This window comes from Rhizobium aethiopicum (assembly GCF_900094625.1).
Taxonomy (GTDB): Bacteria; Pseudomonadota; Alphaproteobacteria; order Rhizobiales; family Rhizobiaceae; genus Rhizobium; species Rhizobium aethiopicum.
On sequence record NZ_FMAJ01000010.1, the window covers coordinates 81,584 to 97,589 of the forward strand.

Here is a 16,006-nt window from a genome sequence, read left to right on the forward strand (position 1 = left end):
GCCTATTCCTCCCGGCTGGCCATGCGGGCGGCGAGACGGCGCTGGGCGGCGACGCGGCGGCGCCAGATCTCGTTTCTCATCGCCATGATGTGCAGCGTGAAGAAGAGCAGCGTGAAGGCGATCGCCATGGCGAAAAGCGGACGCAGGAATTCCGGATCGATTGCCGGGCCGCCGAGGCGCATTACGCTTGCCGGCTGATGCAGCGTGTTCCACCAGTCGACCGAGAATTTGATGATCGGGATGTTGACGAAGCCGACCAGGATGAGCACGGCGGAAACGCGCGCCGCCTTTGACGGGTCATCGATGGCGCGGCTGAGCGCAATCAGTCCGAGATACATCAGAAAGAGGATGAAAACAGAGGTCAGCCTGGCATCCCAGACCCACCATGTCCCCCACATCGGTTTGCCCCAGAGAGAGCCGGTGACGAGCGCAAGCAGGGTGAAGGCGGCGCCGAGCGGGGCTGCGGCCTTGGCGGAGACATCGGCGAGCGGATGGCGCCAGACGAGCGTGCCGATCGCCGAAACGCTCATGATCGTGTAGCACATCATCGAAAGCCAGGCCGAGGGCACATGGACATACATGATGCGCACGGTCTCGCCCTGCTGGTAATCGCCTGCGGTGGCGAAGCTCAGATAGAGGCCGGCCGCGAAACAGAGAGTGGTGATGCCGGCCATCCAGGGAATGATGCGCGCCGCCAGCGCCAGAAACCGCGTCGGGTTGGCGAGACCGCTGAATTTGCTGGTGGCAAGGCTCGTTTGGCTCATGAGCGCTTCCTTACCTTGATCCGGCTTTTGCCGCAATCGAATGCCGATCAATCCGCCGTGTTTCGAAGCGCAAGGGCGGCGGCGGCCGGACCGATCACGGCGAAGAAGAGTGTCAACGCAATCAGGATGAGAAAGGGCGGCAGGAATGGCGCCGGCTCCTCGACTGCGGCATAGGTGGCGCTGACGCCGAAGATCAGCACCGGGATGGTCAGCGGCAGCACGAGGATCGAGACCAGCAGGCCGCCGCGGGGCAGGGCGACGGCGACGGCAGCGCCGACGGCGCCGATGAAGGTGATCGCCGGCGATCCGACGAAGAGCGTCAGCATCGTGGCGCCGATCGCCGTCTCGTCCATATTCATGAAGAGGCCGAGCAGCGGCGAGGCGATGACCAGCGGCAGACTTGTGGCGGTCCAATGGGCGAAGCATTTGACGAGCACAGTGAGGACAAGCGGGGTGTCCTGCATCAGCATTAGGTCGAGCGATCCGTCGTCGCGCTCGGCTTGGAACAGGCGGTCGAGGCCGAGAAGGGCCGCGAGCAGCGCGCCGATCCAGACGATGGCAGGGCCAATGCGGGAGAGAAGCTTGAGATCCGGGCCGACGCCGAAGGGAATGACGGCGACGACTGTGAGGAAGAACAGCACGCCGATCAACGCGCCGCCGCCGGCGCGAATCGAGAGTTTGAGGTCGCGGAGGAAGAGGGCGGTCATGCGGGGCGGCTCTCTATGGCGGGCGGGGTACCCCCCTCTGCGCTGCCGGGCATCTCCCCCACAAGGGGGGAGATCGGCAGTGGGCGGTCTTTCGCCCTGGTCAAACGCCGCAAATGGCTCCACCCGCTTGGCGGACGAGCAAGAGGCAAAGCTGGCGCGTCTTGCCTATTTCCCTCCTTGGGGGGGAGATGCCCGGCAGCGCAGAGGGGGGTAGCCATACAGAGATACATCAACCCCAGACTCCCTGATCCACGCCGGCAAAACCCGTCATCTTCAATTCCTGCACATTCTTCAGCCCCAGCGGTTGATGTGTAGCCGCGAGCACGATTCCACCCTCGGCCAGGTGGCTTTCGATCAATCCGGCAAGCAGCCGGTCGGCACCGGCATCCAGTGCCGCTGTGGGTTCATCGAGGATCCAGACGGGGCGGTGGGCGACGAGCAGCTTGGCAAAGGCGAAGCGGCGCTGCTGCCCGGCGGAGAGATAACCGAAGGGAAGATGGGTGATCCCCGAGAGGCCGACCGCTTCGGCGGCGTCTTCGACAGGGCGGCCAGCGGTGGCAGGATGGCCGAGGAAGGACTGCCAAAAATCCAGATTCTCTGCAACTGTAAGTTCATTCTTCATTGCGTTTCGATGGCCGAGGTAGTGGCTGACCTCGCCGGGATGGCGGCCTTGCAGGCTCTCTTCGTCGCGGAAGATCACCGTGCCTTTTTCCGGCCTCAGAAGACCGGCGGCAACGCGCAGCAAAGTGGACTTCCCCGATCCATTTTTGCCGGTCAGGACAAGCGCTTCGCCGGCTGCCAAGTGGAAGGAAACGTTTACGAAAATGAGATCCTCACCGCGCCTAGCAGCCAGATTTTCGGCGGTGAGATGCATGCGTCTGCTCTTTCTTCGTTACGGCTTTCGGCGGGGCCAAAAAATGTCCGATTTTGATCGTTCTCGGGTATGGCAAGTTTTTAGGAAATTATCTATAAGACCGGCAACCACGCCAGCGGTCGGCGTGAATTTCATCCTTGTGCCGAACTTGGAGCGTCTGTTCCACGTGCGGACAGCGGAAATGGCCGTACCCGCATCCTGATGTGCATTAAGTGCATAGGCGTTCGCACGACTGTGTTGGCTATCAGAACGGGGTCTCTCGTGTCTAAATCTCTTGACAGTTTCAATTGTCGTTCCACGCTTTCCGTGAACGGGAAGGACTATGTCTATTACAGCCTGCCCAAGGCTGAGGCAAACGGTCTGGCCGGCGTATCGAAGCTCCCCTATTCGATGAAGGTGTTGCTCGAAAACCTGCTGCGCTTCGAAGACGGCCAGTCGGTCACCAAGGAACACATCGTTGCCGTCGCCGAGTGGCTGAACAACAAGGGTGCGGTCGAAAACGAGATCGCCTATCGCCCGGCGCGCGTGCTGATGCAGGACTTCACCGGCGTTCCCGCCGTCGTCGATCTTGCCGCGATGCGCGACGCGATGGTGTCGCTCGGCGGCGACCCCGAGAAGATCAACCCGCTCGTCCCCGTCGATCTCGTCATCGACCACTCCGTCATCGTCGACGAGTTCGGCACGCCGCAGGCTTTCGCCAAGAACGTCGAGCTGGAATATCAGCGCAACGGCGAGCGCTACCGCTTCCTGAAGTGGGGCCAGCAGGCATTCAAGAATTTCCGCGTCGTTCCTCCGGGCACCGGCATCTGTCACCAGGTCAATCTCGAATATCTCGGCCAGACCGTCTGGACGAAGGAAGAGGACGGCGAGACGATCGCGTATCCCGATACCTGCGTCGGCACCGACAGCCACACGACGATGATCAACGGTCTGGGCGTTCTCGGCTGGGGTGTGGGTGGCATCGAGGCTGAAGCCGCGATGCTCGGCCAGCCGGTTTCGATGCTTCTGCCTGAGGTCATCGGCTTCAAGCTGACCGGCAAGCTCAAGGAAGGCGTGACGGCAACCGACCTCGTCCTGACCGTCGTGCAGATGCTGCGCAAAAAGGGCGTCGTTTCCAAGTTCGTCGAATTCTTCGGCCCCGGCATGGACAACATGCCGCTCGCCGACCGCGCGACGATCGGCAATATGGGCCCGGAATACGGCGCGACCTGCGGCTTCTTCCCGGTCGACGGCGAAACCATCAACTACCTCACCATGTCCGGCCGCACGCACGACCGGATTGCCCTCGTCGAGGCCTATTCGAAGGCCCAGGGCATGTGGCGCGAAGGCGATGGTTCCGATCTCGTCTTCACCGACACGCTGGAACTCGACCTCGGCGACGTCGTGCCGTCGATGGCCGGCCCGAAGCGTCCGGAAGGTCGCATCGCGCTCGAAAACATCGCTTCCGGCTTTGCCGGCTCGATGGACGCCGACTACAAGAAGCCCGGCCAGCTCGCCAACCGCTACGCTGTCGAAGGCACCGATTTCGATCTCGGCCATGGCGATGTCGCGATTGCCGCCATCACCTCCTGCACCAACACCTCCAACCCGTCGGTGCTGATCGCGGCCGGCCTTCTCGCCCGCAACGCCGTTGCCAAGGGTCTGAAGACCAAGCCGTGGGTCAAGACCTCGCTGGCGCCTGGATCGCAGGTCGTCGGCGAATATCTCGCCAAGTCGGGTCTGCAGGCCGATCTCGACAAGCTCGGCTTCAACCTCGTCGGCTTCGGCTGCACCACCTGCATCGGCAATTCCGGCCCGCTGCCGGCGCCGATCTCGAAGACGATCAACGACAAGGGCCTGATCGTATCGGGCGTGCTCTCCGGCAACCGCAACTTCGAAGGCCGTATCTCGCCTGACGTCCAGGCGAACTATCTCGCGTCGCCGCCGCTCGTCGTCGCTTACGCGCTTGCCGGCACGGTGCAGAAGGACCTGACGAAGGAGCCGATCGGCGAAGACCAGAACGGCAACCCCGTCTACCTCAAGGACATCTGGCCGACCTCGCACGAAGTGCAGGAGTTCATCCAGAAGTACGTGACGCGCGAGCTTTACGAAAGCAAATATGCCGACGTCTTCAAGGGCGACGTCAACTGGCAGGCCGTTCAGGTTCCTCCGGGCCAGACCTATGCCTGGGACGACAACTCGACCTATGTCCAGAACCCGCCTTACTTCGTCGGCATGGGCAAGAAGGGCACCGGCGTCGCAGACATCAAGGGCGCCCGCGTCCTTGGCCTGTTCGGCGACAAAATCACCACCGACCACATCTCCCCGGCTGGTTCGATCAAGGCGGCATCGCCCGCAGGCGCCTACCTCATCGGTCACGACGTCGCGGTTGCCGACTTCAACCAGTACGGCACGCGCCGCGGCAACCATGAAGTGATGATGCGCGGCACCTTCGCCAATATCCGCATCCGCAATCACATGCTTGGCCCGAACGGAAAGGAAGGTGGCTACACCATCCACTATCCGTCTAAGGAAGAGACCTCGATCTACGACGCAGCCATGCAGTACAAGGGCGAAGGCGTGCCGCTCGTCATCTTCGCCGGTGTCGAATATGGCAACGGCTCCTCGCGCGACTGGGCTGCCAAGGGCACCAATCTGCTCGGAGTCAAGGCCGTGATCGCGCAGTCCTTCGAGCGCATCCATCGCTCCAACCTGGTCGGCATGGGCGTCATCCCCTTCGTCTTCGAAGAGGGAACGACCTGGCAGAGCCTTGGCCTGAAGGGCGACGAACTCGTCACCATCGAAGGTCTTGATAAGATCAAGCCGCGCGAGAGGAAGATCGCCAAGATCACCTATGGCGACGGCACCGTGAAGGAAGTTCCGCTTCTGTCGCGCGTCGATACGCTCGACGAGGTGATCTACCTCAACAACGGCGGCATTCTGCAGACGGTTTTGCGCGATCTTGCTGCCTGATTTTCAGAGCATGAAAGTGTGAGCGGTTTTCGGACGACATCATGCTCTTCTTCTTTGATGTAGATCCCAGTTTCAAATTTTAGGCAGGTTCGGCCTAAAATCATCCGGGTCTAGAAGATTTGATTGATATCGGCCGCCGGAGAGCAGTTTCCGGCGGCTTTTCCTTTGCGGCAGCGGTATTTGCCGGAGGCTCACGATGATTTGTTTCGGGCGCGTTCCGGCCGAGCCACGGTCTCACCCGTTCGTGATTTTTCGTTTGGGCCCGGAAGGATTATTCGTACGTTCATATCTCAGAGCCTTTGGTTCCAAACGCCGTCGGCGCTGAAAAAGAGGTGCAGGTGAATGTCCCCCCGTTTTTTGATTCCGCTGATCGCCGGCTTAGCTTTTGCAGGCTCGCTGCACGCCGAAGGCGGCAAGCCAAAAGGCGTCGTCGAACTTTTCACGTCACAGGGTTGCTCCTCCTGTCCTCCCGCTGATGCCGCTTTTCGCAAACTGGTAAACCAGGGCGATGTCATCGCCCTGGCCTATCACATCGACTACTGGAATTATCTCGGCTGGGCCGATACGCTGAGCTCGAAGGAAAATACCGAGCGGCAATATGGCTATGCCAGGACGATGGGCCGCAGCAACGTCTATACGCCGCAAGCCATCGTTAACGGACGCGGTCATCTGGCCGGCGCCGACCTGAACGGCATCAACAGCAAGATCGACAGCTACAGCAGCGAAGGCAACGGCCTGACGGTTCCGGTCAGCGCTGCGATGCGCGGCGATGAGCTGGAGATCAAGATCGGCGCAGGGCAGGGCAAGGCCAATGTCGTGATGGTCTATTTCGATAAGGAAAAGACAATCGACGTCGAAAAAGGCGAAAACAGCGGTAAGAAGATCTCCTATCTTCACAGCGTCACCAATGTCGAAACCGTCGGCATGTGGGACGGCAAGGCGACCAGTCTGACGCTGCCGGCGAGCGTCCTGCAGCGGCCGCAGCTCGAGGGTTGCGCGATCCTGCTGCAGGCAGCGACCGCGGACGGTGATCCGGCGGCGATTCTCGGCGCGACCGTGGTGATGGCGGGAAAAAACATTTGATTCATCCGGTTACGGATGAAGTGCCGGGCGGCCCGGCCGAGCGTATTCGGGGCTGGGGTTAAGGTCGATACGCTCCGCCGGACCCTTTGGCGCGCTGGCGCCAAACCGGGATGCATAAATCCCCTGCAAATGAGGCGCTGTTTTGACTGAAATGCGGCGGTGCGGAGAAAGCGTCCGTCCTCCCCAGCCCGTCGTGCCTTTCCCGTGGCGTCGCAGTGCGGCCGAATGTGACGGGCCGCGCTCTTGCAATTTGCGGCCGCTCGGGCAAACTGTCACTCTCCTGTCACAAGCGGAGGCCTTGGAGACCTGATGACAGATCAGCCGGATTTGCGACACGGCGAAAGCCGCTCCGTCGACCATAGTTCCTCAGTCGTCGTCGATCTCAGAGAATACAAACAGAGCAAGGACCCGCTTCCGGTGACCTTCCACCGGCGCGAGCTGGACGCGATCCTCTGGATCTACGGCCGCATGGTCGGTGAGGGTGAATGGCGCGATTACGCCATCGATCATCTCAAAGACAGGGCGGTATTTTCCGTCTTCAAGCGCTCCGGCGAAATGCCGCTCTTCCGCATCGAAAAGAACCCGAAGCTTGCCGCCAAGCAGGGCGCCTACTCCGTCATCAACGTCAACGGCATGATCCTGAAGCGCGGCCATGAGCTGAATCAGGTGCTGAAGGTGTTTGATAAGGCCCTGAAGCTCGTCGACAAATAAGCTGTATGAATTCTTTTGTTTTCAGGCAATCCGGACGGAAGACCGCTTCACACTTTTCCTGGAATTACTCTAGCCGGAAAACAGCGTGCCGGGATATGCGGACGGATCCGGATCGGTCGTCATGCCCTGACCGAGGCTGCGCTGCATAAGCATCGTATCGAGCCAGCGGCCGTGCTTATAACCGGTGCCCTTCATCAGGCCGACCTCCACAAAGCCTGTATTGAGATGAAGCGCGATCGAGGCGGGGCTCGCGCCGCCGATGACCGCCACCATCTGACGGAAACCGAGAGCGGTGCAGCGGTCGATCAGCTCGGTCATCAGTGCCTTGCCGATACCCCGGCCACGCGCTTCACGCGCCAGATAGATTGAATCCTCAACCATCCAGCGATAGGCGGGGCGGGTGCGGAAGGACGAGGCATAGGCGTAGCCGAGGAAGTTTCCACTCGCGTCTGTCGCGGCGATATAGGGATACTGCTGGGCGACGATGGCCGAAAAACGCTGCATCATCTCGGCCTCGGAGGGCGGCGCAATCTCATAGCTTGCCACGCCGTTCAAAACGGAGTCGCGATAGATCTCCGTAATAGCGGGGATATCGGTTTGCGAAGCATCGCGCAGGAGGAAGGACATTTCGGCGGCTGGTCCATGGAAAAGCAGGGCCTTCCTAAAATCATTCCCGGAAAACCGGCGCAACAAAAAAGGCGGCCGAAGCCGCCTTTTCGATCTCTGTGCGCCTGATTATCTGCGGTTGCCCATGAACTGCAGCAGGAACATGAAGAGGTTGAGGAAGTCGAGATAGAGCGTCAGCGCGCCCATGATCGCCTTGCGGCCGGCGACGGCGACGTCGTCGGCTTCATAGTAGAGTTCCTTGATCCGCTGCGTGTCATAGGCGGTGAGGCCTGCGAAGATCAGAACGCCGATCACCGAGATCGCGAACTGCAGCGCGGACGACTGCAGGAACAGATTGACGATTACGGCGATGATCAGGCCGAAGAGACCCATCATCAGGAACGAGCCCATTGCCGACAGGTCACGCCTCGTCGTGTAGCCGTAAAGCGACAGCGCGCCGAACGAGGCGGCGGTGACGAAGAAGGTCTGGACGACGCTCTGACCCGTATAGACCAGGAAGATCGACGACAGCGACAGACCCACCAGGGCGGCATAGACCCAGAAGGTCGTTTGGGCCGCGGATACGCTCATCCGGTGAATGCGGAAGCTCAGGAAGAAGACGACCGCCAGCGGCGCAAGAATGACGACCCAGCGCAACGGCGACTGGAACAGAAGCGCGCCGAACTGGGTAAGCTGGCCGTCCTGAACAGCGAAGTTGAATCCGAGATATGCGGCCACACCAGTGATCGCCAAACCCAGCGCCATCAGGTTGTAGACCTTGAGCATATATGCGCGCAGGCCTTGATCAATCATCTCGCCGGTCTGAGCGCGGCTTTGATAGTTACGAAGATCAGCCATAGTTTCCTCTTACAAGCTCCGATGGAGGTACGGTGTCGGGTGTTCGACCCGGGCGCCGCTGCGGAGCTCCAGCATGCCTGCAGACAATATGAGGCTTTCGCCCATTGCAAACAAGAGGGCTGCAAAGGTGCGGCCGGTTAAATCGCCGTAAGGTGAAGGCTTTTCGGCCGCGTTATCCGTCTAAAGCGCGTCGCGATCTTTCAGATACGCTCCACGCGCTTTAGGTCTTTGTTTTTACGCATGTCGTGATCGCAAAACCGCCGCATACGTTTGCGCGACATGCTCTAAAGCTCACGCAGTACAGGTGCCGCCTTCTGCCCTAGGATTCGCCAGGTGCCGATGAGGCCGATGCCGACGGTGAGCACCAATGCAGTGACGAGCGTCAGTCCCGCCACATCGGGCAGGAAGGTCGACGGCAGGCGCATGATGCGGGCGACGATGAACCAGGCGGCGACGGCGCCGGCGATCAGCGAGAAGATCGCGGTCGCGAGCCCCAGGATCAGATACTCATAGCTGAAGGCGCGGATCAGCATGGCGCGTGTGGCGCCGAGCGTCTTCAGCACCACGGCGTCGTGGGTGCGCGCCCGGTTTCCCGCGGCAAGCGCACCGGCAAGGACGAGGATCGAGGCGACGAGGGCCACGGAAGCTGCGGCACGGATTGCGGTCGCAAGCTGCGCTACGAGCCGATTGACGATATCGATCGCGTCCTTGACGCGAACGCTGGTGATCGTCGGATAGGTGTTTGTGACGGATTTCAGGATCGCTGCATCCTCGGCCGGCGTCGAGGAGGGATCGGTCAGCGTCGCCAGCCAGGCGTGCGGGGCGCCGCGGAAGGTATTGGGCGAGAAGACCATGACGAAATTGATCGACAGCGATTCCCATTCGACACGGCGCAGATTGGCGATCTTCGCCGTGATGTTACGTCCGAGGACGTTGACGGTGACGGTGTCGCCGATCTTGAGGCCAAGCTCGTGCGCCTCTTCCGAGGAGAAGGAGACAAGCGGCTCGCCGCTGTAATCCTTGTCCCACCAGCTGCCTTCGCTGAGGGCGGCATTTTCCGGGAGGGTGTCGGCATAGGTGATGCCGCGATCACCGTTCAGCACCCAGCGACCGGCGGCCGGCACGTTCAACTTCGAGACGTCCTCTCCGTTGAAGGCGATGATCCGGCCGCGCAGCATCGGCACTTCCATGAGCTTGCCTTCCGGCGCCTGTGACTGGACGAGCTTTCGAAAAGCGTCGACCTCGGCGCTCTGGATGTCGACGAAGAAGAAGTTCGGTGCACCCTCGTTCATGCGGCCGGTCAGCTGCCGGCGCAGGTTGCCGTCGATTAGGGTCAGGGTCACCAGCAATGCCAGGCCGAGCCCGAGCGAAAGCACGACCGAGGGTGTCAGCGCGCCGGGGCGGTGGATGTTGCCGATCGCTAGCCTCAGCGCCGGCGAGTTGACGCGCGGGCTGCGGCGCGCAAGCCAAGCGATCAGTGCCGCGACGAGGCGCAGGACGACGAAGGCGAAGATGATCGCGCCGACGAAGACGACGGCGATAAAGCGGTCGTAGGCGGTGAGGATGGCAAGGCCGGCAAGGGCCGCCATGAAGAGGGTGGCAAGCAGGACATAGGGCCAGGACGGCAGATGACGGGCTTCGAAACCCTGCTCTCGGAAGAGCGCTGTTGCCGGCACTTCGCGGGCATGGCCGAGCGGCAGGATGGCGAAGGCGAGCGTCGTCAGGATGCCGAAGAGGCTGGCGAGCAGCAGGGCGCCGGGGTAAAGGGCCGGCGCTGTCGAGACCGGCAGGAATTGGGCAAGGAACTGCGCTGCAAAGATCGGCGACAGAGCGCCGATGACGAGGCCGGCCGCGATGCCGCCGAGGGCGATGATGGCGATCTGCAAGAGATAGATCAGCACGACCGTGGTTGCCGGCGCGCCGAGGCATTTAAAGGTGGCGATGGTGGTGCGCTTGGAATCCAGGAAGGCGCGCACGGCATTGGCGACGCCGACGCCGCCGACGATCAACGCGGTCAAGCCCACCAGCGTCAGGAACTGCGAAAAGCGGGTGATGTTTTCGGTGAGCGAGGGTGCCGCGCGGTCACTGGTGCGGATCGCCCATCCGGCGGAGGGGAATTCCCGGGATGCGCGCGCCTGAATGCCAGACATCGCACCCCTGTCTTCCAGGCGGATCTTATAGGCATGTTCCACCAGGCTTCCCGTCTGGATCAGCCCCGAGGCTTCGAGCGCGCCGCGGCTGACGATCAGACGCGGGGCAAAGCCGAAACCTTCCGACAGTGCATCCGGCTCGGTCTTCACCGTGCCGGTGATGCTGAGCTTGACGTTGCCGAGCAGCAATTCGTCGCCGACCGAAAGGCCGAGCCGATCGAGAAGCAGGGGCGCCGCCACCGCGCCGTAAGTGCCGCCTTCGCCGGAAAGAAGCGCTGCGATGGGGTAGTTGGGCTCGGCTTCGAACCGGCCATAGAGCGGATAGGCGTCGTCGACCGCCTTGACCTCGACCAGCGCCTGGTCGGAACCGTCGGGCTTGCGGGCCATCGAGCGCAGTCCGGTCGAAACCGAGACGGTGCCGAGACCTTCGAGGAAGCCCAATTCGGCAGGTGTGGCCTCGCGATTGTTGAGCTCGAAGCGGACGTCGCCGGCAAGCAGCTCCTGCCCCTGCGAAGCGATCGTGTCGGTAATCGACTGCGAAACGGAATTGACGGCGGCGATCGCCCCCGTGCCGAGCGCAATGCAGGCCAGAAAGATATAGAATCCGCGAACGCCGCCGCGCAGCTCGCGGAGCGCCAGGCGGAGAGCGAGCGAAATACGTGGCGTGACCATCCTCATGCGAATGCCGCCTCGCTGTGGCGGGCGGCGCTGTCGCCTTCGATCCTGCCCGAGCGGACGCGGATCTGGCGCGAGCAGCGGTTTGCAAGCGAGACGTCATGGGTGACGAGAAGCAGCGTCATGCCGCGTTCGGCCTGCTTGGCAAACAGCAGGTCGGCGATCTGGCGGCCGGTCTCGGTATCGAGATTGCCTGTTGGCTCGTCGGCGATCAGGAGGGCGGGCGAGGGGGCAAGCGCCCTTGCGATCGCCACGCGCTGCTGTTCGCCGCCGGAAAGCTGGCCCGGATAGTGGTTCAGCCGCTCCCCGAGCCCGACCGAATTCAGCTCGCGACGTGCGATTTCGAAGGCGTTCGCAACATTGGCGAGCTCCAGCGGCACGGCGACGTTTTCCAGCGCCGTCATATTGGCGATCAGGTGGAAGGATTGGAAGACGATGCCGATGTTGCGACCGCGAAAATCTGCGACCTCATCCTCGCTTAGCGCGTGGAGCGGCGTGTCGTTGATGTTGATTTCGCCGCTGTCGAGCTTCTCCAGTCCGGCAAGCACCATCAGGAGGGTGGACTTGCCGGAACCGGAAGGGCCGACGATGCCGACGGATTCCCCGGCGTCGATATCGAGATCGATGCCCTTCAGCACATGGACGGAGGCGGCCGCACTGCCAAGTGTCAGATCGGCGCTCTTCAACTCGATGATGGTTTTTGCCAAGGGAAATCGCCCTATATAAATCGGTAATCCAATGGCCGCATAACGGCCCCTCGCCAATCTAGGGAAAGCAGGATGAGATTTAAAGTTGCCGCCCTTCAATTCACCGTCATTGCCATCTCGCTGATCTTTGCCGCCGGCGCAAATGCGCGGACGATCAATCTCGTCGGATTCGGCGACAGCCTGATGGCAGGCTATCAGCTGCCGCCCGGTGACGGCTTTCCCGAAAAGCTGCAGGCTGCCCTGAAGGCGAAGGGGCTGGACGTCGCCATCGCCAATGCCGGCGTCTCGGGCGATACGACGACAGGGGGCCTCGCCCGGATCGACTGGTCGGTGCCGGATGGCACAGATGGCGTCATCCTCGAACTCGGCGCCAATGATGCGCTGCGCGGCATCCCGCCGGAGGAGAGCGAGAAAAATCTCGATCAGATGATTAGCCGACTGAAGCAGCGCGGCATCGCCGTGCTGCTCGTCGGTATGATGGCGCCGCCCAATATGGGGGCGGACTATGCCGCACGCTTCAATCCGATTTATCGGAAACTTTCGGAGAAACACGGAGTTCGGCTTTACGACTTCTTCCTTGATGGGGTGGTGCTTGATGCGGGGCTCAAGCTCAGCGACGGCATGCATCCGAATGCGAAGGGCGTCGATGTCATGGTTCAGAAGATGGAAGCCGATGTCACAAATTTCGTCGGGACGATTTCTTCTGTGAAGAATTAGGGGGTTGCACGGCCGTTGATTGCGTGATTCCGTGTAAGCACCTGCAAAAGATTCGGGGAGTGCTCGTTATGCCGAGACTGTTTACCGCCCTCGAAATTCCGCGAAATGCGGCAATGAGTCTTTCATTGCTGCGCGGTGGTCTCCCCGGAGCACGATGGATCGATGTGGAGAATTACCACATCACGTTACGCTTCATCGGTGATGTTGACGGCCGTACGGCCGATGAAATCGTTGAACGCCTCGACCGGATCGACCGGCCGGAATTCCAGTTCCGGCTCGAAGGTGTCGGCTCCTTCGGCTCGAAGAAACCGCATTCGGTCTGGGCAGGCGTCTCGCAATCGCCTGAGATGTACGCCCTGCAGGCCGAGATCGAACGGATCTGCCAGCGTATCGGGCTGCCGTCGGATCCCCGCAAATTCATGCCGCACGTGACGCTGGCGAGACTCAAATCCTCGCGGCTCGACGATGTCGTGCAATATCTGGCCGGACGTGGCAACTTCCACACCGCGACCTTTACGGCGCCGCGCTTCGTGCTGCTTTCATCGCGCGAATCGGTCGGCGGCGGGCCTTACCTCACCGAGGAAGTGTTCCCACTGCACGAAGTGCGTTCGGCGCCCAGCGTTTCGAGCAGGCTGCTGCAGCCGGTGAAGAGCCTGGTATAAACAACCTCGAAACCGTCCGAGCCGCCATAATAGGGATCGGGGATATTCTCTGCGGTTCCGAGCGCTGCATCGCCGAAAAGGCGGATGTTCGCTTCCGGCGTTGCGATCTTTCGAAGCGCCGCCACATTGTCACGATCCATGGTGAGAATCAGATCGAAATCCGTGAAATCCTTCAGTTGGATGCGCCGGGCGCGTTGTCGCGATATGTCGATGCCGTGGCTTTTTGCGGTGGCGACCGAGCGTCGGTCGGGCTGATCGCCCGCCTGCCAGCCGCCGGTGCCGGCGGAATCGATCGTGGAGTGGTCGATCAGGCCAGCCTCGGCGACAAGATGGCCAAAAATTCCTTCCGGCAGAGCATGATGCCGAAAAGTGTGAGCGGTTTCGGACGACATCATGCTCTAACTCTTAGTTAAGAACAGAATTCAGGATCCGACCTGAAATCATCCTGTTCTGGCGGTGAACGGCATATATTGCGCATGCAAACGAAGAGGATGCTGATGCGTTTCATCAGTAGACCTGCCAGACGGATAGGAGGACCATCGCATGAAATGGGAAAAACTGGAACGTGCGGCAGTAGACGCTGAACTGACCAAGCTTGCAGGCTGGACGCTCAACGACGCGGCCTCCGCGATATCGAAGACATACAAGTTTTCGAATTTCATCGAGGCTTTCGGCTTCATGACCGAGGCTGCCATCGTGGCCGAAAAACTCAACCACCATCCGGAATGGTTCAACGTCTATTCGAAGGTGGAGGTGACGCTGAACACGCATGATTCCGGCGGGCTGACGGAGCTGGATTTCAAGCTCGCCAAGGCCATGGAGAAGGCGGCGGCGCGACGTATTGTTTGAAAGCGGAAGCGCCATCACCATATGTTCGCATGGACGAAAGGATGTGAGGGATGGACGAGGTCAAATTCGGGGAAATCCTGCTGCCGGGCGACGAGGACACGCAGAGCCGCCGGGAAAAGACCGTGCGGCAGAAATTCTGGCCGACCTTCCGGCGGGCGGTGCGGCAGATTCCGTTTTCGCGCGACGTCGTAGCCGGTTTCTACTGCGCCCTCGATCCACAGACGCCGACGAAGGTGCGCGGCGTGCTGCTCGCAGCGCTCGCCTATTTCGTCATGCCGGTCGACATGATCCCTGACATTTTTGCCCTCGTCGGTTTTTCCGACGATATCGCCGTGCTCTCGGCCGCCTTCGCCATGGTCCGCGGCCACGTCCGGCCGGGACATTACGAAGCGGCCGACCGCATTCTCGCCGATAAGCCCGAGGAAGCAATGAAGACGATCTAGAGCATGTCGCGCCAAAGTGTGCAGCGGTTTGCGGCGATAGGCCTTGTGCCAGAGCACGATCATGATCTCCTGCACCGGCTCTTCGGCCTCGCCTGACGTCATCTTCTTGCGCATCAGCCAGGTCTTCAAACGCGGAGCGAAATAGTCGAACAAGATGGAAAGGCCTGTTGGTCGCGATCGTCTGCGAAGACCTTTGCGAGGCAGCGAAACGCTGTCTTACCTCGGCATCAATGTCGTCTCACCAGCCCCCTGCGACGAAAATTTCGTCCCGGATTTCCAAAGTCTTAATGAGGTACAACGGATTTTTGTAAGGTCAAACTCTTGCCTGAATCTTTGTGTCTTAGAGTCAGCCGAACGGCCGGCCGGTGCCATCGGCGCACCGGCATCGCAGCCGATTTCAGCAAGGGGCAAAAGTGGTAGTCGAGCTGAAATGACACAGGCACATACAAATCGCAGCTATTGTTGACCATTTGGTAACCTGAATTAAGTCAAAATAAAGCAGATCGTGATTATGCGCCGCCCGCTATGATCACTTCGGGCCTTGAATCGCAAGAACCGGCAGGAATCCATGTTTGTGAAAAGTATCGTATCCGCCCTCGCCCTCACCCTGACAATGGCCGGAGTGGCGGCAGCGCAGCAGGCCGCGCCGAACCGCATCCAGCAGTTCCAGGCATGGGGCGCCTATTCCTACAAGTCGGGCAGCAGCACCGTGTGCTACGTGCTGTCCGTTCCGACGGCAAAGCAGCCGGCAAGCGTCGACCATGGTGACAATTTCTTCATTGTCTCGCAGCGTCCGGGCCAGAACATCTCCTATGAGCCGCAGGCGATGATGGGCTACACCGTCAAGGAAAATTCGAAGATCAATGTCATCATCGACAACAAGACCTTTGTCATGTTCACCAAGGACAAGGCCGGCTGGGTCGAGAATGCAGCTCAAGAGCCGGCCCTTGTCGCTGCGATGAAGACTGGCCATTCGATGACCGTGAGTGCCGTTTCGCGCAAGGGCACCGGCACCTCCTACAGCTATTCGCTGTCGGGCATCTCGGCGGCGCTGAAGCAGATCGAAACCTGCAAGTAAGCGACACCTCGCCTGAGAAGTTTCAAAAGGCCGGCCTTGTGCCGGCCTTTGTTATTCTCCATCTATGGTGACGCGCGTGTAAAATGATGCTAAAGGCCGCGCCAACTGCGGACACATCGCGATGTCAGTCGCTGTCCGCCATCAATTTCTGCCAATGTGCCGTCATGCGC

Annotated in this window: 16 protein-coding genes and 1 pseudogene; 8 read left to right on the top strand and 9 right to left on the bottom strand. The window is 60.8% G+C overall.

Going from position 1 to position 16,006, the window contains the following annotated elements; genetic code table 11:
- Positions 1-2 precede the first annotated feature (2 nt).
- From GA0061105_RS20985 to ccmA, 3 genes are all read right to left on the bottom strand, one after another.
- Positions 3-764: a heme ABC transporter permease gene (locus tag GA0061105_RS20985; RefSeq protein WP_064696583.1), complete on the bottom strand. Its 762-nt coding sequence runs from the start codon at positions 762-764 to the stop codon at positions 3-5.
- A gap of 47 nt (positions 765-811) precedes the next feature.
- Entirely contained in the window at positions 812-1,471 is a 660-nt protein-coding gene (gene ccmB / locus GA0061105_RS20990; RefSeq protein WP_092752602.1) for a heme exporter protein CcmB, read from the bottom strand.
- A gap of 229 nt (positions 1,472-1,700) precedes the next feature.
- Positions 1,701-2,345: a heme ABC exporter ATP-binding protein CcmA gene (gene ccmA / locus GA0061105_RS21000; protein ID WP_092752604.1), complete on the bottom strand. Its 645-nt coding sequence runs from the start codon at positions 2,343-2,345 to the stop codon at positions 1,701-1,703.
- 261 nt (positions 2,346-2,606) lie between these two features.
- On the opposite strand from ccmA, the gene acnA reads away from it, so the two are divergent.
- The 3 genes from acnA to GA0061105_RS21015 all read left to right on the top strand — a co-directional run bounded on the left by acnA (position 2,607) and on the right by GA0061105_RS21015 (position 7,091).
- A complete protein-coding gene (gene acnA, locus GA0061105_RS21005) occupies positions 2,607-5,297 on the top strand; it encodes an aconitate hydratase AcnA (RefSeq protein ID WP_092752606.1) in 2,691 nt (896 codons plus the stop codon).
- Between the two features lie 342 nt (positions 5,298-5,639).
- Positions 5,640-6,380 (top strand): DUF1223 domain-containing protein, encoded by a 741-nt coding sequence (locus tag GA0061105_RS21010; RefSeq protein WP_092752608.1) that lies wholly within the window; start codon positions 5,640-5,642, stop codon positions 6,378-6,380.
- 309 nt (positions 6,381-6,689) lie between these two features.
- The gene (locus GA0061105_RS21015; protein ID WP_064696578.1) at positions 6,690-7,091 is read left to right on the top strand and encodes a DUF2794 domain-containing protein; all 402 of its coding nucleotides are present in this window, start codon (positions 6,690-6,692) and stop codon (positions 7,089-7,091) included.
- A gap of 69 nt (positions 7,092-7,160) precedes the next feature.
- On the opposite strand, the gene GA0061105_RS21020 is transcribed toward GA0061105_RS21015, so the two are convergent.
- The 4 genes from GA0061105_RS21020 to GA0061105_RS21035 all read right to left on the bottom strand — a co-directional run bounded on the left by GA0061105_RS21020 (position 7,161) and on the right by GA0061105_RS21035 (position 12,087).
- Positions 7,161-7,718, bottom strand: coding sequence for a GNAT family N-acetyltransferase (locus GA0061105_RS21020; RefSeq protein WP_092752610.1), 558 nt, complete (start codon positions 7,716-7,718; stop codon positions 7,161-7,163).
- Positions 7,719-7,826: 108 nt separating this feature from the next.
- A complete protein-coding gene (locus GA0061105_RS21025) occupies positions 7,827-8,555 on the bottom strand; it encodes a Bax inhibitor-1/YccA family protein (protein ID WP_092752611.1) in 729 nt (242 codons plus the stop codon).
- 284 nt (positions 8,556-8,839) lie between these two features.
- Positions 8,840-11,383, bottom strand: coding sequence for an ABC transporter permease (locus GA0061105_RS21030; RefSeq protein ID WP_092752613.1), 2,544 nt, complete (start codon positions 11,381-11,383; stop codon positions 8,840-8,842).
- Positions 11,380-12,087 (bottom strand): ABC transporter ATP-binding protein, encoded by a 708-nt coding sequence (locus tag GA0061105_RS21035; protein ID WP_092752615.1) that lies wholly within the window; start codon positions 12,085-12,087, stop codon positions 11,380-11,382. Before GA0061105_RS21035 ends, GA0061105_RS21030 begins: the two co-directional genes overlap by 4 nt.
- 72 nt (positions 12,088-12,159) lie before the next feature.
- Here GA0061105_RS21035 and GA0061105_RS21040 point away from each other — a divergent pair, with 72 nt between their 5' ends.
- Together GA0061105_RS21040 and thpR are read left to right on the top strand one after the other, a co-directional pair.
- Positions 12,160-12,804, top strand: coding sequence for an arylesterase (locus tag GA0061105_RS21040; protein ID WP_092752617.1), 645 nt, complete (start codon positions 12,160-12,162; stop codon positions 12,802-12,804).
- Positions 12,805-12,872: 68 nt separating this feature from the next.
- Positions 12,873-13,466: an RNA 2',3'-cyclic phosphodiesterase gene (gene thpR, locus GA0061105_RS21045; protein ID WP_064696572.1), complete on the top strand. Its 594-nt coding sequence runs from the start codon at positions 12,873-12,875 to the stop codon at positions 13,464-13,466.
- Here thpR and GA0061105_RS21050 read toward each other — a convergent pair.
- Positions 13,373-13,861: a low molecular weight protein-tyrosine-phosphatase gene (locus tag GA0061105_RS21050; protein ID WP_092752619.1), complete on the bottom strand. Its 489-nt coding sequence runs from the start codon at positions 13,859-13,861 to the stop codon at positions 13,373-13,375. The genes thpR and GA0061105_RS21050 overlap by 94 nt on opposite strands.
- A 148-nt stretch (positions 13,862-14,009) precedes the next feature.
- Here GA0061105_RS21050 and GA0061105_RS21055 point away from each other — a divergent pair, with 148 nt between their 5' ends.
- Together GA0061105_RS21055 and GA0061105_RS21060 are read left to right on the top strand one after the other, a co-directional pair.
- Entirely contained in the window at positions 14,010-14,315 is a 306-nt protein-coding gene (locus GA0061105_RS21055) for a 4a-hydroxytetrahydrobiopterin dehydratase (protein ID WP_064696571.1), read from the top strand.
- A gap of 50 nt (positions 14,316-14,365) precedes the next feature.
- Positions 14,366-14,758 carry a YkvA family protein gene (locus GA0061105_RS21060; protein WP_064696570.1) on the top strand — a complete coding sequence of 131 codons (393 nt, stop codon included), beginning with the start codon at positions 14,366-14,368 and terminating at the stop codon, positions 14,756-14,758.
- A gap of 39 nt (positions 14,759-14,797) precedes the next feature.
- Here GA0061105_RS21060 and GA0061105_RS21065 read toward each other — a convergent pair.
- Positions 14,798-14,990: pseudogene (locus GA0061105_RS21065) on the bottom strand (RNA polymerase subunit sigma); the annotation flags it as partial.
- 336 nt (positions 14,991-15,326) lie between these two features.
- Between GA0061105_RS21065 and GA0061105_RS21075 the strand changes: the two are divergent.
- A complete protein-coding gene (locus GA0061105_RS21075; protein ID WP_064696569.1) occupies positions 15,327-15,836 on the top strand; it encodes an invasion associated locus B family protein in 510 nt (169 codons plus the stop codon).
- Positions 15,837-16,006: the final 170 nt, after the last annotated feature.

Bases quoted from the DNA above. Each gene is read 5' to 3' on its own strand.
- GA0061105_RS20985 (WP_064696583.1), bottom strand. From the start codon at position 764: ATGAGCCAAACGAGCCTTGCCACCAGCAAATTCAGCGGTCTCGCCAAC.
- ccmB (WP_092752602.1), bottom strand. From the start codon at position 1,471: ATGACCGCCCTCTTCCTCCGCGACCTCAAACTCTCGATTCGCGCCGGC.
- ccmA (WP_092752604.1), bottom strand. From the start codon at position 2,345: ATGCATCTCACCGCCGAAAATCTGGCTGCTAGGCGCGGTGAGGATCTC.
- GA0061105_RS21010 (WP_092752608.1), top strand. From the start codon at position 5,640: ATGTCCCCCCGTTTTTTGATTCCGCTGATCGCCGGCTTAGCTTTTGCA.
- GA0061105_RS21015 (WP_064696578.1), top strand. From the start codon at position 6,690: ATGACAGATCAGCCGGATTTGCGACACGGCGAAAGCCGCTCCGTCGAC.
- GA0061105_RS21020 (WP_092752610.1), bottom strand. From the start codon at position 7,718: ATGTCCTTCCTCCTGCGCGATGCTTCGCAAACCGATATCCCCGCTATT.
- GA0061105_RS21025 (WP_092752611.1), bottom strand. From the start codon at position 8,555: ATGGCTGATCTTCGTAACTATCAAAGCCGCGCTCAGACCGGCGAGATG.
- GA0061105_RS21030 (WP_092752613.1), bottom strand. From the start codon at position 11,383: ATGAGGATGGTCACGCCACGTATTTCGCTCGCTCTCCGCCTGGCGCTC.
- GA0061105_RS21040 (WP_092752617.1), top strand. From the start codon at position 12,160: ATGAGATTTAAAGTTGCCGCCCTTCAATTCACCGTCATTGCCATCTCG.
- thpR (WP_064696572.1), top strand. From the start codon at position 12,873: ATGCCGAGACTGTTTACCGCCCTCGAAATTCCGCGAAATGCGGCAATG.
- GA0061105_RS21050 (WP_092752619.1), bottom strand. From the start codon at position 13,861: ATGATGTCGTCCGAAACCGCTCACACTTTTCGGCATCATGCTCTGCCG.
- GA0061105_RS21055 (WP_064696571.1), top strand. From the start codon at position 14,010: ATGAAATGGGAAAAACTGGAACGTGCGGCAGTAGACGCTGAACTGACC.
- GA0061105_RS21060 (WP_064696570.1), top strand. From the start codon at position 14,366: ATGGACGAGGTCAAATTCGGGGAAATCCTGCTGCCGGGCGACGAGGAC.
- GA0061105_RS21075 (WP_064696569.1), top strand. From the start codon at position 15,327: ATGTTTGTGAAAAGTATCGTATCCGCCCTCGCCCTCACCCTGACAATG.